Source organism: Cellulomonas sp. Root137 (genome assembly GCF_001426725.1).
GTDB lineage: Bacteria > Actinomycetota > Actinomycetes > Actinomycetales > Cellulomonadaceae > Cellulomonas.
This window is the reverse complement of record NZ_LMFG01000004.1, coordinates 117,118-141,562: the sequence shown is the minus strand read 5'-3', so window position 1 is coordinate 141,562 and position 24,445 is coordinate 117,118. Positions and strand designations below refer to the sequence as shown.

Genomic DNA, 24,445 nt, shown 5'->3' with positions numbered 1-24,445 from the left:
GACGCTCGCCACCACCCGGGTGAACCTCGCCGCCAGGTGTCCAACCTGCCCCTTTCGTCCCCTATCGTCGACACGTCGATGCGACGCACGAGCGCTCGGGGGGAGGTCACGATGACAGGCACGCAGCCGCGCCGCACACCGGTGTCGATCGTGTGCGTCTTCAACGACCTCGACGTCCGCACGACGTGCCTCGACGCCTCGATCACCGCCGGGCTGCCGGACGCTCCGGAGACCGAGTACCTCCCCGTCGACAACCGCGAGGGTCGGTTCAGCTCCGCCGGCGCCGCGCTCAACGACGGCGCCGGCCGAGCGCGGCACGACGTCGTCGTCTTCGTGCACCAGGACGTCTACCTGCACTCCCTGGTCGCGCTGGAGGTCGCCGCGGCCGCGCTGCAGGACGACCCGGCCGCCGGACTCGTCGGCGCCGTCGGCATCACGTCGTCCGGCTCGGTGGCCGGGGTCGTGCGCGACCGCGTGGTGATGATCGGGACCACCTCGGCACCGTCGACCCAGGTGGACAGCGTCGACGAGGTCCTGTTCATGATCGAGCGCGAGCGCGTGCTCGCGGAGCCGCTCAGCGAGCACCCCGACCTGGCGTGGCACGCCTACGCGGTCGAGTACGGTGCGCGCGTCCGCAGCCAGGGTTTGCGCGTGCGGACCCACGACGTCGTCCTGACGCACAACAGCATGACCACGAACCTCGACCGGCTGGCCGAGGCGCACGCGCGCGTCGGGCACGCGTACCCGGACCTGCTCCCCCTGCACACCACGTGCGGCGTGGTGCGCGCCGCCGAGCACCGCGGCCGGTGGAGCACCGCCTGGCGCCGCCGGCACGGGGTGGCCACCTGGCTCCGGGAGTCGCTCGCCGCGGTACGGCTGGCCCGGCTCGACGGCCGCGGCACCCGGGACGTCGTGATCGGCGACATCCGGCTGACCGTGGACGACGTGCTGGACCTCGGCGACGTGAGGCACCTCGACGTCGTGAACCTGGCCGCCAGCCCCTCGGACGCGCAGGCGTGGACCCCGGTGTCGGTCTCCCGCCGCGGCCGGGACGTCTCCGCGACCGCGACGACCGTCGACGAGCTCGCCCGATCGATCGTCGCGCCCGAGCCCGGCCGGGCACTGCTGGTCGCCGACGTCGACGAGGCCGCGCTGCGCGCCCTCGCGCCCGCGCTGCGGGACATCCCCCACCTGGTCGGGCTGGCGCAGGACACCGGCGGCTGGATCCTGGCCGGCGCGGCCGTGGTCGACGTCCGCGCACCCTGGCCGACGCGGCGCAACGCCCCCTTCGGCCTGCGCCCTCGTCCCGCGACGGCCCCGGAGAGCTCCGCAGGTGCACCCGCGGAGCTCGCCCGGTAGCGGCGTCGCCATGTCGGTGCACGAGTCGCCGCCGAGCCGGGTCCACCGTGCCGCTTCCCGCGTCGCCGCCGGTGCGCTGGGTGTCGCCGTCGGCGTGGTCGACCTGACCTCCCCCGGGCTCCGCTACGGCTACGTGCACCCGCTCGCGCGCGCGCTCCTGCGCCGCCCGCTGGTCTCGCTGCCCGCGGTCGACGGTGCCGCGTTCCACCCCCTGCCGACCGGCGACGCCGCGCGCCGGGCCGACCTGCGCTGCGGGCTGGTCGCCGACTCCCTCGACGTCGGCGGGATCGGGCGCGTCGTCGAGATGCTGGCCGAGGGGCTCGCCGCGGAAGGGATCGAGCCGGTCGTCGTGTGCCCGGCCGAGGGGCTGCGGACCGCCCGGCTCCGGGAGCTCGGCATCGAGGTGATCGTGGCCGCCGACGCGCGGTCGGCGGCGCAGGCCATGGCGGCGGCACGGCTCGACGTCGTGCAGGTGCACAGCGCGCCGGACCACCTGGTCGCCGCGGTCTTCTCGACGGGTGCGCCGCTGGTGCCCGTCCTGCACAACACGGAGATCCACTACTCGCCCGAGAAGTGGCGGAGCACCGCGGAGCTGTTCGAGCGGGCCGACTCGGTGATCGCCGTCAGCGCGCTCGTCCGCCAGTTCCACGTCGAGCGCGTCCCCGCGAGCGCGGGCGAGAAGATCGTCGTCGTCGCCAACGGCGCCATGCCGCTGCCCGCCGCGACCGAGCAGGTGCGGTCCGCGGCCCGCGCCGCGCTGGCGCGGACGCTCGGCACGCCGCTGACCGGCGAGATCGTGTTCGCGTGCCTGGCCCGGTACGACGCGCAGAAGAACATCGCCGGCACCGTCGCCTCGTTCCTGGCGGGTGCGCACGGCGCGCGGGCGCACCTGGTGGTGGCGGGCGACCCGTCGGACTGGCTCGAGTACCGCCGTGCCGACGCGATCCGGCGCAGCCACCCGCACGGCGACCGCGTCCACCTGCTGGGCACCTCGGACGCCGCCACCCTGCTGTGCGCCGCCGACGCGTTCGTCCTCGACTCGTTCTTCGAGGGCTGGCCCCTGGCCGCCACGGAGGCGGTGTCGGCCGGCCTGCCGATCGTCATCAGCGAGGCCGGTGGCGCGGCGGAGCTCGTGGGCCGCGCGGCGCCGGGGTCGACGCTGGTGAGCAACGCGAGCGGTGCGGCCTCGGAGGTCACCGACCGACGTGCGTCCGTGGCACGCCGGCGGGCCACCCGGCAGACGAACGCGGCGGAGATCGCGGCCGCCGTGGCCCACGTCGCCGAGACCGTCCGGACGCAGGGCCGCTCGGCACCGCCCACCGGCGACAGCTTCGCCGCGATGGTCGCCGGGCACGCCGCCGTCGCCCGTGCTGCGGCCGCCCGCCGCAGCGACGCCGCGACGCACGGCCGGGCGGGACGATGACGGCCGACCAGGAGCGGGTCACGACGCCACCGTCCGAGGGAGACCAGCCGTCCGGCAGCCTGGGCCGCGCGGCCGCGTCCGGGGCGGCCTGGCTGACCGCGCAGAAGTGGATCGTCCGGCTCTCCGGTCTGGTGACGATCGCGGTCCTGGCCCGCATGGTCACGCCGGAGGAGTTCGGCGTCGTCGCGGTGGCCTCGGCGGTCATCCCCTTCGTCCTCCTGCTGTCCGACCTCGGCCTGTCCACCTACCTGGTGCAGGCCGACGACCCCGACGAACGCATGCTGAGCACGGGGTTCTGGTTCTCGCTCGTGGCGGCCTTCGTCATCGGCGGAGCCCTGTTCGCCTGCGTGCCGCTCGTGGTCACCGCGCTGGACGCGCCCGAGGCGGGACCGGTCCTGCGCGTGCTGCTCGCCTCCGTGCCGCTGGTCGTCGTCGCCGCCGTGCCGACCGCGCTGCTGCGGCGCCGGATGGCGTTCCGCAGGCTCGCGATCCAGGGCACGGCCGCGGCCGCGCTCGCGCAGGTGGTCGCCGTCGTGATCGCCCTGGCGGGCGGCGGGGTGTGGGCGCTCGTCGCGCAGGCGATCACCACCACGCTCGTCACGACGACCGCCGCGTGGCTCGCCGCCGGCTGGCGGCCCACCCGCTCGTTCTCGCGGAGCGAGTTCGGCACCATGGCGCGGTTCGGCTACAAGGTCGTCGGCGTCGAGCTCGTGGCCGTGCTCCGGAACTGGGCGGAGACGGCGATCATCGCGGTGTCCCTCGGGACCGCCGCCCTCGGGTACCTCACCATCGCCCAGCGGCTCGTGCAGGTGGCCCAGGAGCTGGGCGGGTCCGCGGTCGCGCCCGTGTCCGTCGTCGTGCTCGCCCGCGTGCGCGACGTGCCCGACCGGCTCCGCCAGGCGTACCGGCGCGCGTCCTCGTTGACCTACGGCGCCGTGACGCCCGTGCTCGTGTTCGTCGCGGTGGCCGCCCCGGTCGTCATCCCCCTGCTGTTCGGGGCCCAGTGGGACGAGAGCGTGCCGGTGACCCGCGGCCTCGCGGTGGCGGGGATCCTGACCATCGGCGCCCTGCTCGACCACGGCCTGTTCTACGCGCTGGGCCGCGCCGGCAAGTGGTTCGTGTACGCCACGATCACCGACGTCATCACCGTCGCGGCCACCGCCCTCGTGGTGTCCCAGGGCCTCACGGCGGTCGCCTGGGCGTTCGTCGGCGTCGCGGTCGCCGCGACCGCGGCGCGCTGGGTGCTGGTGTCCAAGGAGATCGGGACGACCGTCGGGGAGCTCGCCCGGTCGTTCGGCTCGGTGGCGGTGTGCGCGCTCGTCTCCGGCGGGGCCGGCCTGCTGGTCCTGACGCTGGTGCCCGGTCCGCTGGTCGTCCGCACCGGGCTCGTCGGTGTCACGGTCCTCGCCACCCACCTGCTGCTGCTGCGGCTCGTGCTGCGGGACACCTACCAGGACGCCCTGGCGCTCGCTCCCCTGCCCTCGTCGGTGCGCAGTCGTCTGCAGCGGTTCTCGCGGCTCGAGACCAGCTGAGACGTCAGCGGGCTCCCGCGACGCGTGCGAGCTTGTCCGGGACCCGCCGGGCCTCGACCGGGAGGTCGGACCACCACGAGCGGGCCGTGTACGAGGTCAGCGCGGTGTCGTAGAGCCCGACGAGCTTCTCGGCCATCGCCGTGAGCCCGAAGCGCTGCTCGGCGAACGTCCGGCTGAACTCCCCGAGCCGTCGCCTCCGGGGCTCGTCGTCCACGAGCGTGAGCAGGTTCTGCGCCAGCAGCACGTCCGGCTCCGCCACCGCCTCCGGGCTCCAGTAGCTGCTCCGCGCGAGCAGCGCGGCGTTCTCGGGCTCGAGGACCGCGCTCCAGCCGGCCTCCCCCTGCACCACGAGGGGCTTGCCGTGGGCGAGCCCGCGGGCCGCGGAACCGCCCATCCCGAGCACGATGTCCGCGCGCGCGTAGGCCGGCCGGGGGTCGGACATCGCGCCCAGGAACCGGACGGCGGGACGACCGAGGTCGGCGTTCGCCTTCTCCCCGAGGGTCCGCAGCCGCGACTCGGCCGCGCCGGTGCCCACGATCTCGAGCACCAGGTCGTGGTCGGCGAGCCGCCGGACCGCGCCGATCGCGGCCTCGACCGGCACCGACTTCATGTCCTCCTCGAGCCGGGACACGATGACGATCGTCACGCTCTCGTTCGGCGGGGCGTCCGCGTCGCGGGGCCGGTCCCGCAGCATGTCGACCGGCGGGCTGATGAGCACGGTCGGTCCGGGACGGTCCTCGCACTCCTCGAGCAGGTACTCCGTCCCGACGATCAGCGGGTGGTGCCGGTGGACCGAGTGGTGGAGCTCCATCTCGTACATCGTCTGCACCCACGGGAGCCGGCCGAACCTGCTCGGTCCCCAGTAGAAGGCGCGGGCAGCACCCCACGTGCCGTAGGCGTGCAGCAGGTCCGCGCCGATCTCGTCGGCGGTCCGCCGCAGCACCCGGCTGTAGGCGAGGGCCGTCGACGGCTCGCGGTACGGGGTCACACGGACCCCGCGCTCGGCGGCGACGTCGAGCAGGTTGGCGCCCGGGCCGGTGGGCTCCGGGCCGATCAGGTGCGACTCGTACCCGTGGGGCACGACGGCGGCTGCCAGGTCCACCGCGTTGATCTGCGTCCCGCCCAGCTCGAGGCTGTTGAGGTGCACGAGCACCACGCGTGGCCTGGCGGCCATCAGACCGCTCCGGCCAGCACGTCCACGACCCGCTCCTGCTGCGCCGCCGTGAGGTGCGGGAACATCGGCAGCGAGAGGATGCGGTCCGCGGCGGCCTCCGCCACGGGGAACGCACCGGCGCCCAGGCCCAGGCCCGCGTAGGCGCCCGTCAGGTGCACGGGCGTCGGGTAGTGGATGCCCGCGCCGATCCCGGCCTCGTTGAGCGCACGCAGCACGCGGTCGCGCTCGTCGACCTGCACGACGTACAGGTGCCACACGTCCTCGTTGCCGACGGCGCTCACGGGCACGCGGACCCCCGGGACGCCGGCGAGCAGCTCGGCGTACCGCGCCGCGGCGGCACGACGCGCGGCGTTCCAGCCCGCGAGCCGGCGCAGCTTCGCCTCGAGCACCACGGCCTGCACGGTGTCGAGCCGCGAGTTCATGCCGATCGCCTCGTGCTCGTACTTGCGCGCCGAGCCGTGGGCCGCGAGCACGCGCACGGTCCGGGCCACCTCGGCGTCGGACGTGGTCACCGCTCCGGCGTCGCCGGCGGCGCCCAGGTTCTTGCCGGGGTAGAAGCTCGTGCCTGCGGCCAGCCCGAACGAGCCGGCGGCGCGACCGTGGCGCAGCGCGCCCTGCGACTGGGCGGCGTCCTCGATCATCGGCACGCCGGCGTCGGCCGCCAGCTTGCTGATCTCCTCGACGGGCGCCACCTGGCCGAACAGGTGAACCGGGACGATCGCCTCGGTCCGGGGACCGACCGCCGCCCGCACCGCGGCCGGGTCGATCAGCAGGTGCACGGGGTCGACGTCGACGGGCACCGGGACGGCGCCGATCCGGGACGCCGCCTCCGCGGTGGCGATGAAGGTGTTCGCCGGGACGATGACCTCGCCGCCCGGCCGCACCCCCGCGGCGCGCAGGGCGAGCTCCAGCGCGTCGGTGCCGTTGGCCACACCGACACAGTGGGTGACCTGCGAGAACGCCGCGTACGCGGCCTCGAACCGGCCGACGGCCGGTCCGCCGACGAACGCCGTGGTCGCGAACACCTCGTCGAGACCGGCGCGCACCTCCTCGGCGATCTCGGCCTGCTGGGCCCCCAGGTCCACCAGCGGGATCGTCGTCATGCCCGTGCTCCTTCGTCGATGTGCTCGGTGAGCCCTGCGGTCGCGGGCCACCCGTCGTTGCGGTGCCGGGCGATCCCGGACGGGACGCCGAGCGGTCGCGCGGGCACCCCCGCCCACGTCTCGCCGTCCGGCTGGTCCACCAGGAGAGCTGCGCCCATGCCGAGCGTCGCTCCCTCCCCCACGCGCACGTTCTCGCGCACGGAGGCGTTCATGCCCAGGTAGGCGGCGCGTCCTACGACCACGCCGCCGCCGAGCGCCACGCCCGCGCACACCGTGCTGAAGTCCTGGAGCACGCAGTCGTGGGTCAGCGTCGCGTTCGGCATGACGACCACGTGCGAGCCGACCGTGACGGCCGCGGTGAGCGCCACGCCGGCCAGCACGATCGAGCCGACGCCCACCTCGCACCCGGCGGGGACGTCGACGTTCGGGTGCACGACGGTCGCGTACCGGATCGGGAAGACCCCGAGCCCGTCGAGCCGGTCGACGATGGCCTCGCGGATCGCCCCCTTGCCCGCGCAGACCAGCAGCTCGGCGTCCGGGTGGTCGGTCACGGCGTCGAGGCTGCCCAGCACGGGCAGGCCGTCCAGCGTGGTCCCGTGCCGCGCGACGTCGTCGTCCAGGAAGCCGACGACCTCGTGCCCGCCGTGCTCGCGCACCAGCGCGAGGACCTCGCGCGCCAGCCCGCTCGCGGCGACCAGGATCAAGGGCGTGGCCACGTCAGCCACCCGCCGAGCGCAGGGCGTCGACGACCCGGGACTGCTCGGACTCCGACATCTGGTGGAACACCGGCAGGATCAGGGTCGTGTCGGTGAGGTGCTCGGTGACCGGCAGCGGCGCGTGCGCAGCTCCCGCGTAGGCGGGCTGGCGGTGGGTGGCCATGATGCCGCGGCGCGCGGAGATCTCGGCGTCGGCGAGGTGCGCCAGGAGCCCGTCGCGGTCGAGGGGGAACTCCGGTCCGACCTCGACCCAGAACGACTGGAAGTTACAGGTGCCCCAGTCCGGGTCTGCCACGGCGCGCAGGCCGGGCAGGTCGGCGATCTGCTTGGCGTAGGTCGCGGCGATCTCGCGGCGCCGCGCGACGACCTCCGGGAGCCGGCCCAGCTGGACGATGCCGACGGCCGCCTGCAGGTCCGTCATCCGGTAGTTGTAGCCGACCTCGAGGTACTCCTCCGGGGGTGCCAGCACGCTCGCGTGCCGGGCGGCCGCGGAGACGCTCATCGCGTGCTCGCGCAGCCGGCGTGCCCGCTCGGCCCACTCGGCGTGGGGCGTGGTGAGCATCCCGCCCTCGCCCGTGGTGACGATCTTGCGCGGGTGGAACGACCACGCGGCGACGTCCGCGCCGGCGCCGACGGGCCGGCCGCGGTAGGTCGAGCCCGCCCCGCAGGCCGCGTCCTCGACCACGACGATGCCGCGGGGGTCCGTCACGGCGCGGATCGCGTCGAGGTCCACCGGGACACCGCCCTGGTCCACGACGATCACCGCGCGGGTGGTGTCGGTCAGCACGGCCTCGACCGTCGCGGCGGTGAGGTTGCCGGTGACGGGGTCGACGTCGGCGAACACCGGGCGCGCCCCCACGTACACGGGGGCGTTCGACGTCGCGATGAACGAGAACGACGGGACGACGACGTCGTCACCGGCCTGCACGCCCGCGACGATCAGTGCGAGGTGCAGCGCGGTCGTGCAGGACGACGCGGCGACCGCGTGCTCGACCTGCATGGCCTCGGCGAACGCCGCCTCGAACGCGGCGACCCGCGGTCCCTGCGCCACCCAGCCAGACGCGATGACCTCGCTGACCGCGGCGATCTCCTCCGGACCGAACCACGGCTGCATGACGTTGACACGGCTCACTGGCGTGCACCCGCCGTGCTCAGCGCGCGGCCCGCCGCGATCTCGCTGCGCAGGGGACGCCACCAGGCGACCAGCTCCCGCAGGCCCTCCTCGAGGCCGATCTGCGCCTCGAAGCCCAGGTCGATGCGGGCGGCGGACGTGTCGGCGAGGCGGCGCGTCACGCCGTTGACCGCACGGTCCGGACCGTGCTCGACTGCCAGGTCGGAGTCCATGGCCCGCAGCAGCGCCTGCGCCAGCCCGAGCAGGCTGGTCTCGGTGCCGCTCGCGATGTTGTAGACGCCGTCCACCACGTCGCTCGTCGCCGCGAGCAGGTTGGCGCGGGCGATGTCGGTGGTCACCACGAAGTCCATGGTCTGCAGCCCGTCGCCGAAGATCAGGGGCGGCTGGCCGTCGGCGATCCGCTCCATCCAGCGCACCAGGACCTCGGTGTACAGGCCGTGCACGTCCATGCGCGGGCCGTACACGTTGAAGTAGCGCAGCAGCACGTAGTCGAGCCCGTACATGGCCCGGAAGCTGCGGGCCATGCCCTCGTTGAACGACTTGGCCGCCCCGTAGAACGTGTCGTTGTTGTGGTGGTGGTGCCGCTCCCCCGTCGGGAACTGCTCCGCCAGCCCGTACACCGACGCGCTCGACGCGGCGATCACCTTGTCGACCTTGTGCTCCGCCGCGGCCTCGAGGACCGTGAACGTGCCGTCCACCAGCACCTCGAGCGCGAGGCGCGGCTCCTCGGCGCACTGTGTGATCCGGATGGCCGCCTGGTGGAACACCAGGTCCTGCCCGCGCGTGACGTCGTGCACGAGGTCGCGGTCGCGCAGGTCGCCCTCGACGAGCTCGACCTTGCCCGTAGCCAGCGCGTCGGCGAGGTTCTCGCGCCGTCCGCGGACCAGGTTGTCCAGGACGACGACGTGGCCGGCGCCGGCGTCGACGAGCTGGTCGACGATGGTCGAGCCGATGGTCCCGGCCCCGCCGGTGACGAGGACGCGGGCCCCCTGAAGCGTGCTCATGCGACGGTCTCCCACAGTGGTGCGGACGAGGCGACGGGGGTCAGACGACCGCCGTCGGCGAGGCTCAGAGAGGCGGACTCGAGGACGTCGAGCACCCGCAGGCCGGCGTGGCCGTCGGTGCGCGGCGCGCGACGCTCGCGGATGGCCGACGCGAACTCGGCGACCATGACGCCGAGCGCCTCCTTCTCCGGGAGCGCGGGCGCCCAGGCGTCGCCGAGCCGGTAGGAGATGTTGGCGGTCGTCTTGTCCGGCAGCGGCTGCCCCAGTTCGACGCCGCGGTCGTACACGGTGAGCCGCTGCTGCGGGGACAGGTCGTCCCAGACGAGCGTGCGCTTGCTGCCCCCGACCACCATCTGGCGGATCTTGGTGGGGCTGAGCCAGTTGACGTGCACGTGCGCGATCGCCCCGCCCGGCAGCGGCAGGGTCAGGTAGCCGACGCAGGACTGCCCGGTGCCGAGCGGGTCGGCGCCCTGGGCGGCCACGCCCGACGGCACGAGCCCGCCGGGCAGGATGAAGTCGAGGATCGACAGGTCGTGCGGGGCCAGGTCCCAGAACACGTCCACGTCCGGCTGCACGATGCCGAGGTTGATCCGCACCGAGTCGACGAACAGGATCTCGCCGAGGTGCCCCTCCGCGATCAGCTCGCGCATCTTCAGCACCGGCGCCGTGTAGCAGAACGTGTGGTCGACCATGAGCACCCGGTCCAGCTCGGCCGCACGCGCCACCATCGTCCGGGCGCCTGCTCCGCGGTCGGCGATCGGCTTCTCGACGACGACGTGCTTGCCGGCCTCGAGCGCGGCGAGCGCGATGGGGGCGTGGGTGCGGGCCGGCGTCGCGATCGCGACCGCGTCGACGTCGTCGCGGGCGAGCAGGTCGCTCACCGACGTCATGACGTCCACGGTCGAACGCGCCCCGACCACCTTGCGGGCCCGGTCGGCGTCCAGGTCGCACACGGCGACGAGGTCCCAGTCCGGGCTGTTCCGGAAGTTGCGGGCGAGGTTGGGGCCCCAGTAGCCCGCCCCCACCACAGCCGCACGCAGCTGGTCGGTCATGTCATGCCCCTCACGTCTCGGTGGGCTCCAGTGTCACGAACTGGAGGGGGCATGTCCGTAGAAACCGGACATTTTCACCCCGCTGCGACAGGGTGAACACCCGAACGGCGGCATGACGTGCGCAGGACCCGCGACCGCTGACGCCGGGGGGGACGTCTCGGCGGCCGCGGGCCGTGCGGCGGCCTAGCCTGCCGGGACGAACACCAGGTCGACACCGAAGAACGTCGGCGTCGACGACGCCGGGAACGTCGTCCCGTACACGTACGCGCCGCCCGTCGCGATGGTCGACAACGGACCGACGGTGCGCACGGCGGCGAGGCCGTTCGACGTCACCGCGTACCGGCCTGACGTCGAGTGGTACGCGGCCGTGTAGACCTGCCCGGGCACCAGGACGGCCGGGCTCGTCAGCGGGACGGTCTGCCAGCCGGACGCCGACTCCGCCGTGGAGGGCGCCTCCGCCACCTTGGCGCCCGCCGCGTTCCAGAGACTGACGGTGTGGGTGCCGGTGTTGGTCGCGCCCTTGTAGAAGCGGATGGCCGTCACGGAGCCCGCGACGCTCGCCGTGAACCGCGTGCCCACCATGACGGGGTCGGGGTCGTTCCACGCGGCGACCGTCGGGACCTCGGAGTCCGTCCACAGCGACACGGCCGAGCCGGTCGCCGCCGCCGTGCTGAACGTCCACGCGCCGCCCGGGAGCGGCGTGCCCGCCAGGGTCGTGGCCACCGAGATCGTGCTCCCCGCCGGGAGCGCGGAGCTCGGCGTGAACGCCACGCGCCGCGTCGCCGCGTCGTAGGAGCTCGCGCCCGCGATCGCCCCGAAGGGGCCGGACAGCGCCAGCGTGGGCGTGCCCGACGCGGGCGCGGTGGAGAGCGTCGCCGCGACCGTGGCCGTGGTGGAGATCCCCGTCGCCCCTGCGGGCGGGGCCTGCGCCGAGACGGTGGGCAGGTCCGGCGCCGCCGTGGCGAACACGACGTCGACGAAGTAGTTCGTCTGCTGCCACGTCTCGGTCGGGGCGACCCCTCCGCTGCCGTACCGGTAGCGACCGTTCCCGACGGCGGGCGTGGTCAGCGGCCCGACGGTCCGGTTGACGGTGAAGTCGTTCGGGGTCGCCGCGTAGTGGCCCTGAGGTGCGTGGTAGGACACGACGTAGGTGGTCCCGGGGGCCACCTGGTACGGGCTGGAGAACAGCGCGGTCTGCCAGCCGGAGGCCGACTCGTCGGCGAACGTCACGGTCCGCAGCTGCTCGCCGGTCGAGCTCCACAGCGACCCGGTGTGGGTCCCCGTGTTGCCGGCTCCCTTGTAGAACCGGACGCCGGTGACCACGCCCCACGCCGTGGGGCTGAACGAGACCCCCAGCTCGACCGCGGACGGGTCGTTGACCGAGCTGCTCGCGGGCGTGAGCCCGCTGAAGAGCGTGCAGGGGCACCCGTCGGAGCTGGCCGTGGTGAACGACCAGACCACGTCGGCCAGGGTGCTCCCCTCGGTCGAGACCAGACCGCTCGCCGTCGCGGTGTACGCCGTGGACCGGGCGAGCGCCGCGGACGGGGTGAACACCAGCGTGCGGTTGTCGGTCGAGCGCGTCGCGGTGCCCGGCACCGTCGTCGACCCGGCCTTGAGGCCCAGCGTGGCGCCGGACGCGAGCGGGGCGTTGAACGTGACCGTCACGGGTGCCGTGATCGACGCGCCCGGGTCGGCCGACGCCGGGGTCCGCGCGGACACGGCCAGGGCCTGGGCGTCCTGCGTGAACACGACGTCCACCAGGTAGCTGGTCGAGCTCGTGGACCCCGGGTAGCCGGTGCCGTAGGTGTAAGCGCCGCTCAGCGACTCGGTGCGCAGCGGCGCGCGCTGCAGCCCGGTCCCCGAGAAGGCCCCTGCGGTCGACGAGTACCGGCCGACGGGCGCGCGGTAGGCGACGACGTACTCGGTGTCCTTGAGGATGCGCACCGGCGTGCTGAACAGGACCGTCTGCCAGCCGGACGTGCTCTCGGTGCCGAACGTCGCCTGCGCGAGCGGCGCCGAGCCGCCCACGGCCCACAGCTGCCCGACGTGCGTGCCCGTGTTGTTGGGGCCCTTGTAGAAGCGGACGCCCGTGACGGAACCGTCGACGCTGCTGGCGAACCGGGTACCGAGCGTGACGGCGTCGGTGTCCGGGTCCTGGAGCGTGGTCGGCACGGCGGAGTCGTCGTAGAAGCTGACCGTGCGCGCACCGGGCACCTGCGGCGGTGCAGCCGTGGTGAAGGACCACGTCGACGAGCCCGAGATGCTCTCGCCGTTCGCCGACGCGCTGATCGCGGCCGTGTACACCGTCGATGCGGCGAGCGGCGCCGACGGGGTGAACGTGGCGCGCCGGGTGGTCGCGTCGTAGCTCGTCGCGCCGGCGACCGCCCCGCCGCCCTGCGCGGTGAGCGTCATGGCGACCGAGCCGGCCGTGACCGCCTTGTTCAGGACGACGCTCACCGGCGAGCCGACGGGCACGCTGGTGGACCCGCCGAGCGGAGACTGGCCGCCGATGGTCAGGGGCGTGGTGTCGACGGAGGAGAAGACGACGTCCACGAAGTAGTGCGTCGACCGGAAGCTCTGGGCCGGGAACGTGCCGGGTGCACCGAACGTGCCGGAGGCCGAGGCCCCGAACCCGCCCGCGACCTCGAGCGGCGGTGCGGAGACGCCCCGGTACCAGAACGCGTCGTCCTGCACGGCGTAGTGCCCGGCCGGCGCGGTGTACGACACGACGTAGGTGGTGCCGGCGGCGATCTCCACCGCGGGCGTCAGCGTGGCCGTCTGCCAGCCGGCGGCGGACTCGTTCTGGAACGTCGCGGTCGCGAGGCGCGCACCGGTCGCGCTCCAGAGCGCCCCGGTGTGGGCGCCGGTGTTCCCCGTGCCCTTGTAGAAGCGCACGCCCGTGACGAAGCCGTTGCTCGTGGCGGCGAACTTCAGCCCCAGCTCGACCGCGTCAGGGTCGCTGGCGGCGGGCACCTTGGGGACGGCCGTGCCGAAGATCGAGCACGGGCACGCCACGGTGAACGACCGGGTGGCGACCGCGCCGATGTTCGCGCTGTCGTCGACCGCGCGGACGCGGACCGGCGTCGACCCCGTGCCGGACTGCACGTAGGTGTAGCTCCAGGCGGTCGTGCCCGTGGCCGGGTGCCAGGACGCACCGCCGTCGGTGGACACCTCCACGCCCGCCACGCGGCCGCCGACGTCCGTCGCCGAGCCGCTGACCGTGACCGTGGTGCCGTTGGCGATCGACGCGCCGGACGCCGGCGTGCTGATCGTGGCGACCGGGCCGGTCGTGTCGGTCGAGGCGGTGGCCGCGACCAGGCCGGTCATCAGGGTCCCCGGCTGAGCCTTCATGTCCGCGAGGAGGTTGACGGTCGCCTGCTGCATGCGGGGGTCCGCCGCGGCGCCGGCGCCGTCGTGCTCCTGGTCGAGGCCCCACGCCCACTGGATCGAGCCGGCGGAGAACACGAGCGCGCCGCTCGAGGCCCGGTAGAGCGTGAGGTGGTGGGTCGTCGTGCCCGCCGCGACCACGTTGCCGAAGTCCTGGAGGTACTCCGGGACCGCGCCCGTGGTCGTCGACAACCGGACGAGCCCCTGCGGGCGCGCCCCGTTGTCGACGTCTTCGTTCGACTCGTAGCCGATGGTGTGCGGCGCGAGCGCCGCCTTCGTCCCCGTCGCCAACGAGGTCAGCGAGGTGTTGCGCCACAGCCGGTACTTGCCCTCGTCCGCCGAGACGGTCACGGGCAGGTCGGAGTAGTTCGCCACGTACATGGTCCCGGTCAGGGCGTTCTCCGGCCGGCCTCCGCCGTCGGCGGGCGCGGAGAAGCGGGGGTCGCGCCACGTGCCGGTCCACTCCGAGGAGCTCTCGTCGACCTTCCGGTTCGACCATGTCTCCTTGAAGGACGTGAGGGTCCGGTACGCCGTCGGGGTGCCCGCGATCGAGTTCTCGTAGCGCGTGCGCCAGTACGCCTCGTTGCCGCTGAAGAACGCCAGGCTCACGCCGGCGTCGCGGGCGGCCTCGATGTTCGCCCGCTGCGCGCCCGACCAGTACTCGTCGTGGCCGACCGACATGAAGACCTTGTGGTTCTTGATCAGCGCGCCGCGACGGTCGGAGTCGACGCCCGCCATGTAGCTCACGTCGTACCCGTTGCGCTCGAGGAAGCGCACCATCGCGAACTCGGAGCTCATGTAGAAGTCGCGCCCCTGCACCCAGTTGCGCGTCGCGAACGGCCGGTTGTAGCTGAGCTTGTAGGCGCGCCCGACGGCTCCGCCCTGGTAGAAGCTCGAGCCGCCGTACGTGTTGTACGCCTGCCACGTCGTGTCGGACGTCTGGAACACCACGGCCGACGTGCTGGCGTCGTTGCGGACGATGAACGTGATGTGGCTGGAGTCGTCGGTCACCGGGTCGGTCAGCTTGGCCACGTAGACGCCGGACACCGCGGTGGTCGGCACCGCCCAGCTGGCCGAGACCGCCCACGCTCCGCAGTCGTAGTTGCCCGTGTCGTCGTCCGAGGTGCAGCCGGGCTGCACCTGGCGGACCGACGGTGACGGCACCGACGTGATGAACCGCGCGCCGTCGCCGCCGTACCAACCGGTCCGGTAGATGTCGATGTCGTAGTTGATGGCGTCCGTCTTGATCTTGAACTGGACCGTGGTGCCCACGTTCACCGAGATGTCGGTGGAGTACCCCTGGATCCCGTCGTCGCCGGCGCCGTCGATGTCCCAGACGTCCGGGTCGGTGCCGGCCTTCGAGTTCTCGCAGACGACGGGATTGCTCCCGACGGCGCACGGGTCGGCGGCGGCACCCGGTGTCGCGGCCACGACGACGAGGGAGGCTCCGGTCGCGAGCGCAGCGATCAGCCCGACGAAGCGGCGGTGGGCGGGACGGGCACTCATGGGACGCTCCGTGGGAAGGGGATCGGGCTACGGTCGAGCGCAGCTGCCCGCGTGCGCTCTCGTCGACCAGGGAGTCTCCGGGAGCACTCCTGATACCGGACGATAAGGGACATCTCGGACTCTCCGGGCGTTCGTGGGGAGATATCACCCGTCGTGACACGGATGGCCCAGCGCATGACGCCTCGACCGTCGACGCGCACGGCCGGAGCGCGACAGAATCGCGGTCCACGCCCGACGACGAGGAGCCCGCCGTGCCCGACACCACCCCGACCGTGGCAGCCACCGCCGACGTCGACCCGCGCGCGAGCATCGGCCCCGGGACGCGGGTGTGGCACCTGGCCCAGGTCCGGGAGGGTGCGCGCGTCGGAGCGGACTGCATCGTCGGCCGCGGCGCGTACATCGGCCCCGGAGTCGTCGTCGGCGACCGGTGCAAGATCCAGAACCACGCGCTGGTCTACGAGCCCGCTGTGCTCGAGGACGGCGCCTTCGTCGGCCCCGCCGTGGTGTTCACCAACGACTACTACCCGCGGGCGATCAACCCGGACGGCAGCCTGAAGTCGGCCGACGACTGGCACGCGGTGGGCGTCACGGTCCGCACGGGCGCGTCGATCGGGGCACGGTCCGTCTGCGTCGCGCCCGTGACGATCGGCCGGTGGGCGCTCGTCGCCGCCGGCTCCGTGGTGACCAAGGACGTCCCGGACTTCGCGCTCGTCGCGGGCGTGCCCGCGAGGCGGATCCGCTGGGTCGGCCGCGCCGGCGCGCCCCTGGACCCCGACGGCGACCACACGTGGATCTGCCCGACGACCGGCGAGCGGTACGTCGAGCAGGACGGCCTGCTCCGGCTGGCTCAATAGGCTCCGGAGCCGCCGAACACCGCGCGGCCCGTCTTCCACAGGATCATCAGGTCCATCGCGACGGACCAGTTGTCGACGTAGCGCAGGTCCAGCCGGATCGACTCGTCCCACGAGAGGTCGGCGCGGCCGCTCACCTGCCACAGGCCGGTCAGGCCGGGACGCACCCGCAGCCGGCGGTAGACGGCGTCGTGGTACTCGTCCACCTCCGCGGGCAGCGGCGGACGGGGGCCGACCAGCGACATGTCCCCGCGCACGACGTTCCACAGCTGCGGCAGCTCGTCGATGGAGTACCGGCGCAGGAGCTTGCCCACCCGGGTGATCCGCGGGTCGTCGTGCATCTTGAACATCAGGCCGTCGCGGTCGCTGCTGGCCAGCAGGGCAGCCTTGCGCGCCTCCGCGTCGATGTACATGCTGCGCAGCTTCCACATGGTGAACTCGCGTCCGTCGACGCCGATGCGCCGCTGCCGGAAGAACGCCGGCCCGCGGCTGTTCAGGCGCACAGCCAGCGCGGCCGCGGCGATGACCGGGGTCGCGGCCAGCAGGATCATGGCCCCGAGCGTGCGGTCCAGAGCGGACTTCGCGAGCATCCGACGACGCGGCGACGACGTCTCCACCTCGAGCAGCGACAGGCCTGCGGTCGGCCGCAGGTGCACCCGCGGACCGAGCACCTCGACGAGGCCGGGGGCCACCACGAGGTCGACGCCGGCGCGGCCGAGCGCCCAGGACAGGCGCCGCAGGGCGTCCCCCGACAGCTCGCTGCCCGAGACGATGACGACGTCGACCTGGTGGTCGTAGGCCACCTGCGGGATGTCGGCGAGCGCGCCCAGCGTGGGGACGCCGTCCTGCGGGGGTCGGTCGGTGATCGCCGGCAGGCACACGCCGATCACCTGGTAGCCGTGGTAGGTCGCACCGCGCAGGTCGTGGATGAGGTGGTGGACCGAGGTGGCGTCGCCGACGACGAGCGTCCGCGACATCGCGACCCCGCGGCTGCGTCGCCCGTGCAGCGACCGACGCAGGGCGTGGCGACCGACCGCGGCGCCGACCGACAGGAGCACCACCGTCGCCGCGACCTCGAGCCGCGGCAGCGGGACGGCGAGAGCGACGCTGCCGAGGGCGACGATCGCCGCGGAGCCGAGACCGGCCCGGAGCACCGCCTGGAACTCGACCGGGCCGTCGCCCAGGGTCTTGCGGTCGTACCCGCGGCCGAACGCGACGGCCAGCAGGAAGACCGCGGCCGCGACGCCGGGCCACCCCGACGAGGGGCCGGCGGCGAGGACGACGCCCGAGACGACGAGCGCCGCGATGACCATGTCCAGCACCAGGGCCTGCCGGACGTAGTGCCCGGCGACGGAACCCCAGTGCTCGGCGTCGAAGGCGGCGAGCGCCTTGCGGGGGTGGGTGACGAACGGTTCCGTGGATGCCCACGACCGTCGGGGCCCGGTAGCTGCCCTCCGCCGGTCGAGGAGAACGTCCATGTTCTCTGCCGGATCCTCAAGGATCGTCATTCCGATAACCGTCCGCCCCAGGTGTGCTCTTGCGTCTGGCTTGGAGGCTATGCGTGGGCATTGGTCGGAGATAGACCCTTTTGTCCGTTTTCACCCACCGTTCACCCTCTTGGGCTGTTTTGCGGCGTCAGGCCTTCGTGTGGAACTTCAGCTGAGCCGCCTCGAGCCCGTCGAGCACGACCAGCTCCACCGCGTCCGCCGCCTGGTCCACGAGCCAGGGCAGCTCCTTCAGCTCGTTCTTGGCGAAGTCGCGCAGGACGAAGTCCGCCGGGTCCATCCGGCCGGGCGGGCGACCGACCCCGACGCGCACCCGCACGTAGTCCTTGGTGCCCAGCGCCTTGGTGGTGTCCCGCAGACCGTTGTGGCCGCCCTCGCCGCCGCCGCGCTTGAGCCGGACGTCGGCGAACGGGATGTCCAGCTCGTCGTGCACCAGCACGGTGCGCTCCGGCGGCACGTCGTAGTACTTGGCCAGCGCCGCGACCGGACCGCCCGACACGTTCATGTAGGTGGTCGGCTTGGCCAGCACCACCCGCGGGCCCGGCGCCCCGCCCGGCAGCACGCCGAGTCGCGCCTCGGCCACCGCGGCCTGGGGCCGGCGCGAGAGCAGCCCCGACGCCCGGGCGCCGAACGTGGTACCGGTCCGGCTCGCCAGCTCGTCCAGGACCATCTGGCCCACGTTGTGCCGGTTCCCCGCGTACTGGGTTCCGGGGTTGCCCAGGCCGATGACGAGCCAGGGTCCGTCGCTCATCGGGTCTCCTCTACGGGTGGGTGCGGGAACAGCGACGCCCGGCACCGTCAGGAACGGTACCGGGCGTCGCGCAGCGTGCAGCTGGGTCAGCCGCCCAGCGTGGTCTCGGCCGCAGCAGCGGACGCAGCGGACTGCGACGCGGCGAGGTCCGCAGCCGCGGCGTCGGCGGCGACGTCCTCGGCCGAGGCGTGCGGGACGCTGATCGCGATGACGGTGAGGTCCGGGTCGCTGAGCAGCGTGGCGCCCTCGGGCAGCGTGATCTCGCCGGCGGTGATGGTGGAGCCGCCGGTCAGGCCCTCGATCGAGACGTGGACCTCGGAGGGGATGTGCGTGGCCTCGACCTCGAGCGACAGCGCCTGCGTCTCGAAGATGTGGATCGTGCCGGGGTAGGACTCGCCGACCACCGCGACCTGGACGTCGACGGTGACCTTCTCGCCGCGCGTGACGATGAGCAGGTCGACGTGCTCGATGGTGTTCTTCACGACGTCGCGCTGGACGTCCTTCGTGATCGCCAGCGTGGTCTTGCCGTCGAGCTCGACGGAGAACAGGGCGTTGGCCTGCTTGACCGCGAGCATCGTGGCGTGGCCCGGGAGGGCGACGTGCAGCGGGTCGGAGCCGTGCCCGTAGAGGACGGCGGGGATCTGGTCGGCGCGGCGCAGGCGGCGCGCGGCACCCTTGCCGAACTCGGTACGGGTGGTGGCGACGAGCTTGACCTCGGACACGTGTACTCCCCAGTGCTGACGTCGGCGCAGTGTCGCCGACGTGACGGTGTGATGGCGTGGCGTGCGCGGCCAAGGAGCCGTGCGACGCGGATCTAGACAGGTGTGGTGGCCTCGACGCGGGACGCAGGACGGGCACGCGGAGGCGCTCGCCCAGTCGATCACGGAGCGCAGGTGGTCGTGGAACTTCGTCGACCGTCCTTCGTCCCTCGCCGAGGCAACCTGGAGAGCCTACCCGAGCGAGCGGGCTGAGCCCAACCCGCCGGTCAGACGGACGGCTCGGCCCAGGCCCAGCGGACGGTCACGTCGGCGGACACGATCTGCTGACCTGCCTCGACGGGCACGGACATGGCCTTGGCGACGCCCATCGCGCGTCCCATGCGCAGCGGCACCGCGTCGGACCCGCCCTCGGTCACCCACTGGACCTCGCCCAGGCGCCGACCCGACAGCGTGGCCCAGTGCGTGGCGCGGGCGACGGCATCCGCCCAGGCGGCCTCGCGGGCCCGCTCGCGCGGCTGCGTGGGATCGCTGACCTCGAGCCGGATGCCGTCCATCCGGGCCGGCTCCCCGCCCGCCACGACCGCGGCACCCACCACGTCACCGGCGACCGCGACGTCGTGCAGCGTGACCTGGAGCCCCAGCCGCGCCACGACGCGGGAGGACCCGCGCGCCGAGCCGTCGGTCCAGGTGCTCGACTGGGTGGTCCGCAGCCAGCGGTCGTCGACGCCGGCCTCGCGCAGCACGGCGCGCATCCGGTCCAGGCACTCCCCCGCCTCGGCCAGGGCACGCTCGGCGTCCACCGCGCGCGCCTCGGCGCCCAGGTCGGCGATCGCCACGTCCGGCACGGCCTCGGCCTCGCCGAACCCCGTGACGGTCACACCGCCCCGCGGCCCACGACGGCCACCGTGCTCGTCGTCGCGCCCGGTCATGGGGTCAGGCCTGGCCGTCGAAGAGGGACGTCACCGAGCCGTCGTCGAACACCTCGCGGATGGCCCGCGCGATGAGCGGCGCGATCGACAGCACCGTCAGCTGCGGGAAGCGGCGGTCCTCGGCGATCGGCAGCGTGTCGGTGATGACGACCTCGCGGGCGCCGCAGTTCTGCAGGCGGTCGACGGCGGGGTCGGAGAGCACCCCGTGCGTGGCGGCGACGATGACGTCCTTCGCGCCGGCCTCCATGAGCACGCGCACGGCCCCGGTGATGGTCCCGGCGGTGTCGATGAGGTCGTCGACGAGCACGCAGCTGCGGCCCTCGACGTCACCGACGACGCGGTTGGCGACCGTCTTGTTGGGGCTGCGGATGTCGCGCGTCTTGTGCACGAACGCCAGCGGGCCGCCGCCCAGCTTGGCGGCCCACTGCTCGGCGACGCGGATGCGGCCGGCGTCGGGCGACACCACGGTGACGTTGGACGTGTCGACGCGGCTGCGCACGTACTCGGTGAGGATCGGCATGGCCCACAGGTGGTCCACCGGCCCGTCGAAGAAGCCCTGGATCTGCGCGGCGTGCAGGTCGACGCTCATCAGACGGTCGGCGCCGGCCGTCTTGAACAGGTCCGCCATCAGCCGCGCGGAGATCGGCTCGCGGCCGCGGTGCTTCTTGTCCTGCCGGGCGTACCCGTAGAACGGGGCGACCACGGTGATCGTCTTGGCGGACGCGCGCTTGAGGGCGTCGACCATGAGCAGCTGCTCCATGATCCACGTGTTGATGGGCGACGAGTGCGACTGCAGCACGAACGTGTCGGCGCCGCGCACGGACTCCCCGAACCGGGTGTAGATCTCCCCGTTGGCGAACTCGTAGGTGGTGGTCGGCAGCAGGTCGATGCCGAGGTGGGCCGCGACGCTCGTGGCGAGGTCGGGGTGCGCCCGCCCCGTCAGGAGGACGAGTCGCTTCTCGCCGTCCGAGGAGATGATCCCGGTCATCGTGCGGAGTCCTTCGGGTTCGAGCCGGCGGAGTCCGGCAGGGCAGGCGGCGGGGTCGGCGGTGCGTCGGCGGACGCTGCGGCGGCACGGTCGCGCTCGGCGCGGGCCTGCGGGGAGAGCTCGGGGTCGTCGCTGCCCGGCCGACGGACGACGGCATCGGCGGCGGGCGTCCCGGCGCGGGCGCGCGCCACCCAGCCCTCGATGTTGCGCTGGGCACCGGCGCTCACGCCGAGCGCGCCCGAGGGGACGTCGCGACGGATCACGCTGCCGGCGCCCGTGTACGCACCGTCTCCGATGGTCACCGGGGCGACGAACATGTTGTCCGCGCCGGTGCGGGCGTACGAGCCGATGGTGGTGCGGTGCTTGTTGACGCCGTCGTAGTTGACCGTCACCGAGGCAGCGCCGATGTTCGTGTGCTCGCCGATCGTCGCGTCGCCCACGTAGGACAGGTGCGGGATCTTCGACCCGGTCCCGATCTGGGCGTTCTTGGTCTCGACGAACGTGCCGATCTTGCCGTCGTCGCCGAGCACGGTGCCGGGCCGCAGGTAGGCGAACGGTCCGACGCTCGCGCCGGCGCCGATGACGGCCAGGCTGCCGTGGGTGCGCACGACGCTGGCCCGGGGGCCGACCTCGACGTCCGTCAGCGTGGAGTCGGGACCGACCGTCGCGCCCTCGCGGACCACGGTGGCGCCGTGCAGCTGCGTGCCGGGCAGGAGCGTCACGTCCCGCTCCAGCTCGACGTCGACGTCGACCCACGTGGTGGCCGGGTCGACGATCGTGACGCCCTCGCGCATCCAGTCCTCGAGGATGCGGCGGTTCATCTCGGCCCGCAGCACCGACAGCTGGACGCGGTCGTTGACGCCCTCGACCAGCACGGGGTCGTCGGTCCGCAGGGCGCGCACGTGGCCGCCGTCGGTCCGCGCGATCGCCAGCACATCGGTCAGGTACACCTCGCCCTGCGCGTTGTCGCGGCCCAGCCGGCCGAGCGCGCCGCGCAGCACGTCGGCGTCGAACACGTAGATGGAGGAGTTGATCTCGGCGATCGCGCGCTGCGCGTCGTCGGCGTCCTTCTCCTCGACGATGCCGAGCACGTCGCCCGTGCCGGGCTCGCGCAGGATGCGGCCGTAGCCGGTGGGCTCCGCGACCTCCGTGGTGAGGACGGTGACCGCGTTGCCGTCCGCGTGGTGGGCCGCGAGCAGCTCGTGGAGTGTGGCCGCGTCGAGCAGCGGGACGTCGCCCGCGATGACGACGACGGCGCCGGAGACCTGCGCGTGCGTGGCCGAGCCCGCGGTCCGGTCGTTGGCGGCGTCGGCCTGCGCGGCGGCGTCGAGGGCGCGCATCGCCACCTGGACGGCGCGGCCCGTGCCGGGAATCTCGTCCTGGTCGGCGAGCAGGGCCTGGGGGTCGACCTCGCGGACGTGCGCGGCGACCCGCTCACGCTCGTGCCGGACGACGACCAGCACGCGGCCGGGGTCGAGGGCGCGGGCGGTGGCCAGCGCGTGGCCGACCATGCTGCGGCCGGCCAGGGTGTGCAGGACCTTGGGAGTCGCCGAGCGCATCCGGGTTCCTTCACCTGCGGCGAGGACGACGACGGCGGCCGGGCGGGGGAACGTCACCAGCGGGTGCTCCTCGCGGATCTGCCCGGGTCTCGGGCGGTGGATCTCGTGCGCACGGTGCACTCTACCCGGGGACGGAGGTGGCTCCGGCCGGACCATGGTCCTCCGGCGCCTCCTCGGGCGCCGGGGTGATCTGGCGCGGCACCGGTGGCGGGATCCGTCGTCGGCGGGCGATCAGCACACCGGTGACCACGGCACCGACCGCCGCCACGACGATCACGCCGGTCCGCACCCCCACCTCGCTGGCACCTGCCAGGAGGTCGACGATCTGGGACACCACCGCGAACAGGAAGAGCCCGAGCACGAGATACAGAGCACGCGTCGAACGCGTCGTCGCCATGGACGCACCGTACCGCGTGGCTCCGCCCCCAGGATTCGAACCTGGACTGCACGGCTCCAAAGGCCGGCGTGCTGCCGTTACACCAGGGCGGACCGACACCTGACGCGTCGTGGCCGCCAAGTCTGCCAGGCAGGACGCACCCCTCACGGCATGATGGGCGCGTGGCCCCCGACTCCAAGCGCGCTCCCCGCTCCCGCATGACGGGGACGCAACGGCGGGCACAGCTGCTCGACGTGTCGCGTCGCCTGTTCGCCGAGAAGGGCTTCGACGGCACCAGCGTCGAGGAGATCGCCGCCCGCGCCGAGGTGTCCAAGCCCGTCGTGTACGAGCACTTCGGCGGCAAGGAGGGCGTCTACGCCGTCGTCGTCGACCGCGAGATCCAGGCCCTCACGAGCGCGCTGACCGGTGCGCTCGAGGGCGGCGGCCACCCGAAGGTGCTGGTGGAGCGGACCGCACTGGCGCTGCTCGGCTACATCGAGGCGTCGGAGGACGGGTTCCGGATCCTCGTGCGCGACTCCCCCGTCGCGCAGGCGACCGGCACGTTCTCCAGCCTGATCGGCGACGTGGCCACGCAGGTGGAGCACCTGCTGGCGGACCAGTTCAAGAAGCAGGGGCAGGACCCGAAGACGGCGCCGATCTACGCGCAGATGCTCGTGGGCATGGTCGCGCTCACCGGGCAGTGGTGGCTGGACGCCCGCAGCCCCAGCAAGAACGTCGTCGCGGCGCACCTGGTGAACCTGGCGTGGAACGGGCTGTCGGCGCTCGAGCGGCGGCCCACGCTCACCCGCACGGTGTGAGAGGGATCTCTGTCGACGTCGAGTAATCTCGCGTCATGGCGACACGCACCTCCCCGGACGCCCCGGGGGCCCGCGACGAGGTCGATCGCATCGTCCTCGCCTGGGAGCGCGAGCGCCCCGACCTGGACGTGCGCCCCCTGACCGTCCTGTCCCGCGTCAGCCGGCTGGCCCGGCACCTGGACCTGGCCCGGCGCTCCGCGTTCGCGCGGCACGACCTGGAGACGTGGGAGTTCGACGTCCTCTCCGCGCTGCGGCGGGCGGGCGCCCCGTACCGGCTCTCCCCCGGCGCGCTGCTCACCCAGACCCTGGTCACCAGCGGGACCATGACCAACCGGATCGACCGCCTCGCGGAGCACGGTCTCGTGGAGCGGATGCCCGCCCCCGACGACCGCCGCGGGGTCCTGGTGCAGCTCACCCCCGCCGGCCTGGCCCGCGTGGACGCGGCGTTCTCCGACCTCCTCGACGTCGAGCGTGGCCTGCTGGGCGACCTGGACGAGGCCGACCGCGACAAGCTCGCCGACCTGCTGCGCGAGGTGACCGCGCCGTTCGACGCGTCGTGAG

20 protein-coding genes and 1 tRNA gene are annotated in these 24,445 nt (G+C 73.5%); 6 read left to right on the top strand and 15 right to left on the bottom strand.

From position 1 onward, the window contains the following. Positions 1-111 precede the first annotated feature (111 nt). Genes ASD18_RS18210 through ASD18_RS18200 form a run of 3 tightly spaced genes read left to right on the top strand, consistent with a single transcriptional unit; the run spans position 112 to position 4,314 of the window. Complete coding sequence (locus tag ASD18_RS18210; RefSeq protein WP_162251766.1) at positions 112-1,359, top strand: glycosyltransferase; 1,248 nt, start codon at positions 112-114, stop codon at positions 1,357-1,359. A gap of 10 nt (positions 1,360-1,369) precedes the next feature. After that, positions 1,370-2,782 carry a glycosyltransferase family 4 protein gene (locus tag ASD18_RS18205; protein ID WP_056095625.1) on the top strand — a complete coding sequence of 471 codons (1,413 nt, stop codon included), beginning with the start codon at positions 1,370-1,372 and terminating at the stop codon, positions 2,780-2,782. Continuing rightward, on the top strand, positions 2,779-4,314 hold the full coding sequence (locus ASD18_RS18200) for an oligosaccharide flippase family protein (RefSeq protein ID WP_056095622.1): 1,536 nt from the start codon (positions 2,779-2,781) through the stop codon (positions 4,312-4,314). The genes ASD18_RS18205 and ASD18_RS18200 overlap by 4 nt, the downstream gene beginning before the upstream one ends. A gap of 4 nt (positions 4,315-4,318) precedes the next feature. On the opposite strand, the gene ASD18_RS18195 is transcribed toward ASD18_RS18200, so the two are convergent. The 7 genes from ASD18_RS18195 to ASD18_RS18165 all read right to left on the bottom strand — a co-directional run bounded on the left by ASD18_RS18195 (position 4,319) and on the right by ASD18_RS18165 (position 15,388). Further along, positions 4,319-5,488 (bottom strand): glycosyltransferase family 4 protein, encoded by a 1,170-nt coding sequence (locus ASD18_RS18195; RefSeq protein ID WP_056095619.1) that lies wholly within the window; start codon positions 5,486-5,488, stop codon positions 4,319-4,321. Then, positions 5,488-6,591 carry a DegT/DnrJ/EryC1/StrS aminotransferase family protein gene (locus tag ASD18_RS18190; protein ID WP_056095616.1) on the bottom strand — a complete coding sequence of 368 codons (1,104 nt, stop codon included), beginning with the start codon at positions 6,589-6,591 and terminating at the stop codon, positions 5,488-5,490. Before ASD18_RS18190 ends, ASD18_RS18195 begins: the two co-directional genes overlap by 1 nt. Continuing rightward, a complete protein-coding gene (locus tag ASD18_RS18185) occupies positions 6,588-7,307 on the bottom strand; it encodes a NeuD/PglB/VioB family sugar acetyltransferase (RefSeq protein ID WP_082574241.1) in 720 nt (239 codons plus the stop codon). Before ASD18_RS18185 ends, ASD18_RS18190 begins: the two co-directional genes overlap by 4 nt. A gap of 1 nt (position 7,308) precedes the next feature. Continuing rightward, entirely contained in the window at positions 7,309-8,421 is a 1,113-nt protein-coding gene (locus tag ASD18_RS18180) for a DegT/DnrJ/EryC1/StrS aminotransferase family protein (protein WP_056096452.1), read from the bottom strand. 14 nt (positions 8,422-8,435) lie between these two features. Next, positions 8,436-9,443 carry an NAD-dependent epimerase/dehydratase family protein gene (locus tag ASD18_RS18175; RefSeq protein WP_056095613.1) on the bottom strand — a complete coding sequence of 336 codons (1,008 nt, stop codon included), beginning with the start codon at positions 9,441-9,443 and terminating at the stop codon, positions 8,436-8,438. Then, entirely contained in the window at positions 9,440-10,495 is a 1,056-nt protein-coding gene (locus ASD18_RS18170; RefSeq protein ID WP_056095611.1) for a Gfo/Idh/MocA family protein, read from the bottom strand. Before ASD18_RS18170 ends, ASD18_RS18175 begins: the two co-directional genes overlap by 4 nt. A gap of 183 nt (positions 10,496-10,678) precedes the next feature. Further along, positions 10,679-15,388: a DUF4082 domain-containing protein gene (locus ASD18_RS18165; RefSeq protein ID WP_056095609.1), complete on the bottom strand. Its 4,710-nt coding sequence runs from the start codon at positions 15,386-15,388 to the stop codon at positions 10,679-10,681. A 251-nt stretch (positions 15,389-15,639) separates the two neighbouring features. Here ASD18_RS18165 and ASD18_RS18160 point away from each other — a divergent pair, with 251 nt between their 5' ends. After that, complete coding sequence (locus ASD18_RS18160; RefSeq protein WP_056095606.1) at positions 15,640-16,242, top strand: acyltransferase; 603 nt, start codon at positions 15,640-15,642, stop codon at positions 16,240-16,242. Here ASD18_RS18160 and ASD18_RS18155 read toward each other — a convergent pair. The 8 genes from ASD18_RS18155 to ASD18_RS18120 all read right to left on the bottom strand — a co-directional run bounded on the left by ASD18_RS18155 (position 16,236) and on the right by ASD18_RS18120 (position 23,179). Next, positions 16,236-17,717, bottom strand: coding sequence for a sugar transferase (locus ASD18_RS18155; RefSeq protein ID WP_235522468.1), 1,482 nt, complete (start codon positions 17,715-17,717; stop codon positions 16,236-16,238). The two genes, ASD18_RS18160 and ASD18_RS18155, sit on opposite strands and share 7 nt — an antisense overlap. 157 nt (positions 17,718-17,874) lie before the next feature. Then, positions 17,875-18,495, bottom strand: coding sequence for an aminoacyl-tRNA hydrolase (pth, locus tag ASD18_RS18150; protein ID WP_056095601.1), 621 nt, complete (start codon positions 18,493-18,495; stop codon positions 17,875-17,877). 86 nt (positions 18,496-18,581) lie between these two features. Beyond that, entirely contained in the window at positions 18,582-19,217 is a 636-nt protein-coding gene (locus ASD18_RS18145) for a 50S ribosomal protein L25/general stress protein Ctc (protein ID WP_056095598.1), read from the bottom strand. A gap of 263 nt (positions 19,218-19,480) precedes the next feature. Further along, positions 19,481-20,143 carry an SIMPL domain-containing protein gene (locus ASD18_RS18140; protein ID WP_056095596.1) on the bottom strand — a complete coding sequence of 221 codons (663 nt, stop codon included), beginning with the start codon at positions 20,141-20,143 and terminating at the stop codon, positions 19,481-19,483. Positions 20,144-20,147: 4 nt separating this feature from the next. Next, positions 20,148-21,131: a ribose-phosphate diphosphokinase gene (locus ASD18_RS18135; RefSeq protein ID WP_056095593.1), complete on the bottom strand. Its 984-nt coding sequence runs from the start codon at positions 21,129-21,131 to the stop codon at positions 20,148-20,150. Continuing rightward, positions 21,128-22,747: a bifunctional UDP-N-acetylglucosamine diphosphorylase/glucosamine-1-phosphate N-acetyltransferase GlmU gene (gene glmU / locus ASD18_RS18130; RefSeq protein WP_056096449.1), complete on the bottom strand. Its 1,620-nt coding sequence runs from the start codon at positions 22,745-22,747 to the stop codon at positions 21,128-21,130. Before glmU ends, ASD18_RS18135 begins: the two co-directional genes overlap by 4 nt. 64 nt (positions 22,748-22,811) lie before the next feature. Beyond that, on the bottom strand, positions 22,812-23,087 hold the full coding sequence (locus tag ASD18_RS18125) for a hypothetical protein (protein ID WP_057208142.1): 276 nt from the start codon (positions 23,085-23,087) through the stop codon (positions 22,812-22,814). A 17-nt stretch (positions 23,088-23,104) separates the two neighbouring features. Further along, positions 23,105-23,179, bottom strand: a tRNA-Gln gene (locus ASD18_RS18120). Positions 23,180-23,284: 105 nt separating this feature from the next. On the opposite strand from ASD18_RS18120, the gene ASD18_RS18115 reads away from it, so the two are divergent. Then, the gene (locus ASD18_RS18115; RefSeq protein WP_056096445.1) at positions 23,285-23,884 is read left to right on the top strand and encodes a TetR/AcrR family transcriptional regulator; all 600 of its coding nucleotides are present in this window, start codon (positions 23,285-23,287) and stop codon (positions 23,882-23,884) included. A gap of 35 nt (positions 23,885-23,919) precedes the next feature. Further along, positions 23,920-24,444 (top strand): MarR family winged helix-turn-helix transcriptional regulator, encoded by a 525-nt coding sequence (locus ASD18_RS18110; protein WP_056095587.1) that lies wholly within the window; start codon positions 23,920-23,922, stop codon positions 24,442-24,444. The last annotated feature ends 1 nt before the right edge of the window (position 24,445 follow it).

Bases quoted from the DNA above. Each gene is read 5' to 3' on its own strand.
- ASD18_RS18175 (WP_056095613.1), bottom strand. From the start codon at position 9,443: ATGAGCACGCTTCAGGGGGCCCGCGTCCTCGTCACCGGCGGGGCCGGG.
- ASD18_RS18190 (WP_056095616.1), bottom strand. From the start codon at position 6,591: ATGACGACGATCCCGCTGGTGGACCTGGGGGCCCAGCAGGCCGAGATC.
- ASD18_RS18200 (WP_056095622.1), top strand. From the start codon at position 2,779: ATGACGGCCGACCAGGAGCGGGTCACGACGCCACCGTCCGAGGGAGAC.
- pth (WP_056095601.1), bottom strand. From the start codon at position 18,495: ATGAGCGACGGACCCTGGCTCGTCATCGGCCTGGGCAACCCCGGAACC.
- ASD18_RS18115 (WP_056096445.1), top strand. From the start codon at position 23,285: ATGACGGGGACGCAACGGCGGGCACAGCTGCTCGACGTGTCGCGTCGC.
- ASD18_RS18110 (WP_056095587.1), top strand. From the start codon at position 23,920: ATGGCGACACGCACCTCCCCGGACGCCCCGGGGGCCCGCGACGAGGTC.
- ASD18_RS18205 (WP_056095625.1), top strand. From the start codon at position 1,370: ATGTCGGTGCACGAGTCGCCGCCGAGCCGGGTCCACCGTGCCGCTTCC.
- ASD18_RS18155 (WP_235522468.1), bottom strand. From the start codon at position 17,717: ATGGACGTTCTCCTCGACCGGCGGAGGGCAGCTACCGGGCCCCGACGG.
- ASD18_RS18125 (WP_057208142.1), bottom strand. From the start codon at position 23,087: ATGGCGACGACGCGTTCGACGCGTGCTCTGTATCTCGTGCTCGGGCTC.
- ASD18_RS18170 (WP_056095611.1), bottom strand. From the start codon at position 10,495: ATGACCGACCAGCTGCGTGCGGCTGTGGTGGGGGCGGGCTACTGGGGC.
- ASD18_RS18195 (WP_056095619.1), bottom strand. From the start codon at position 5,488: ATGGCCGCCAGGCCACGCGTGGTGCTCGTGCACCTCAACAGCCTCGAG.
- ASD18_RS18140 (WP_056095596.1), bottom strand. From the start codon at position 20,143: ATGACCGGGCGCGACGACGAGCACGGTGGCCGTCGTGGGCCGCGGGGC.
- ASD18_RS18180 (WP_056096452.1), bottom strand. From the start codon at position 8,421: ATGCAGCCGTGGTTCGGTCCGGAGGAGATCGCCGCGGTCAGCGAGGTC.
- ASD18_RS18135 (WP_056095593.1), bottom strand. From the start codon at position 21,131: ATGACCGGGATCATCTCCTCGGACGGCGAGAAGCGACTCGTCCTCCTG.
- ASD18_RS18210 (WP_162251766.1), top strand. From the start codon at position 112: ATGACAGGCACGCAGCCGCGCCGCACACCGGTGTCGATCGTGTGCGTC.
- ASD18_RS18165 (WP_056095609.1), bottom strand. From the start codon at position 15,388: ATGAGTGCCCGTCCCGCCCACCGCCGCTTCGTCGGGCTGATCGCTGCG.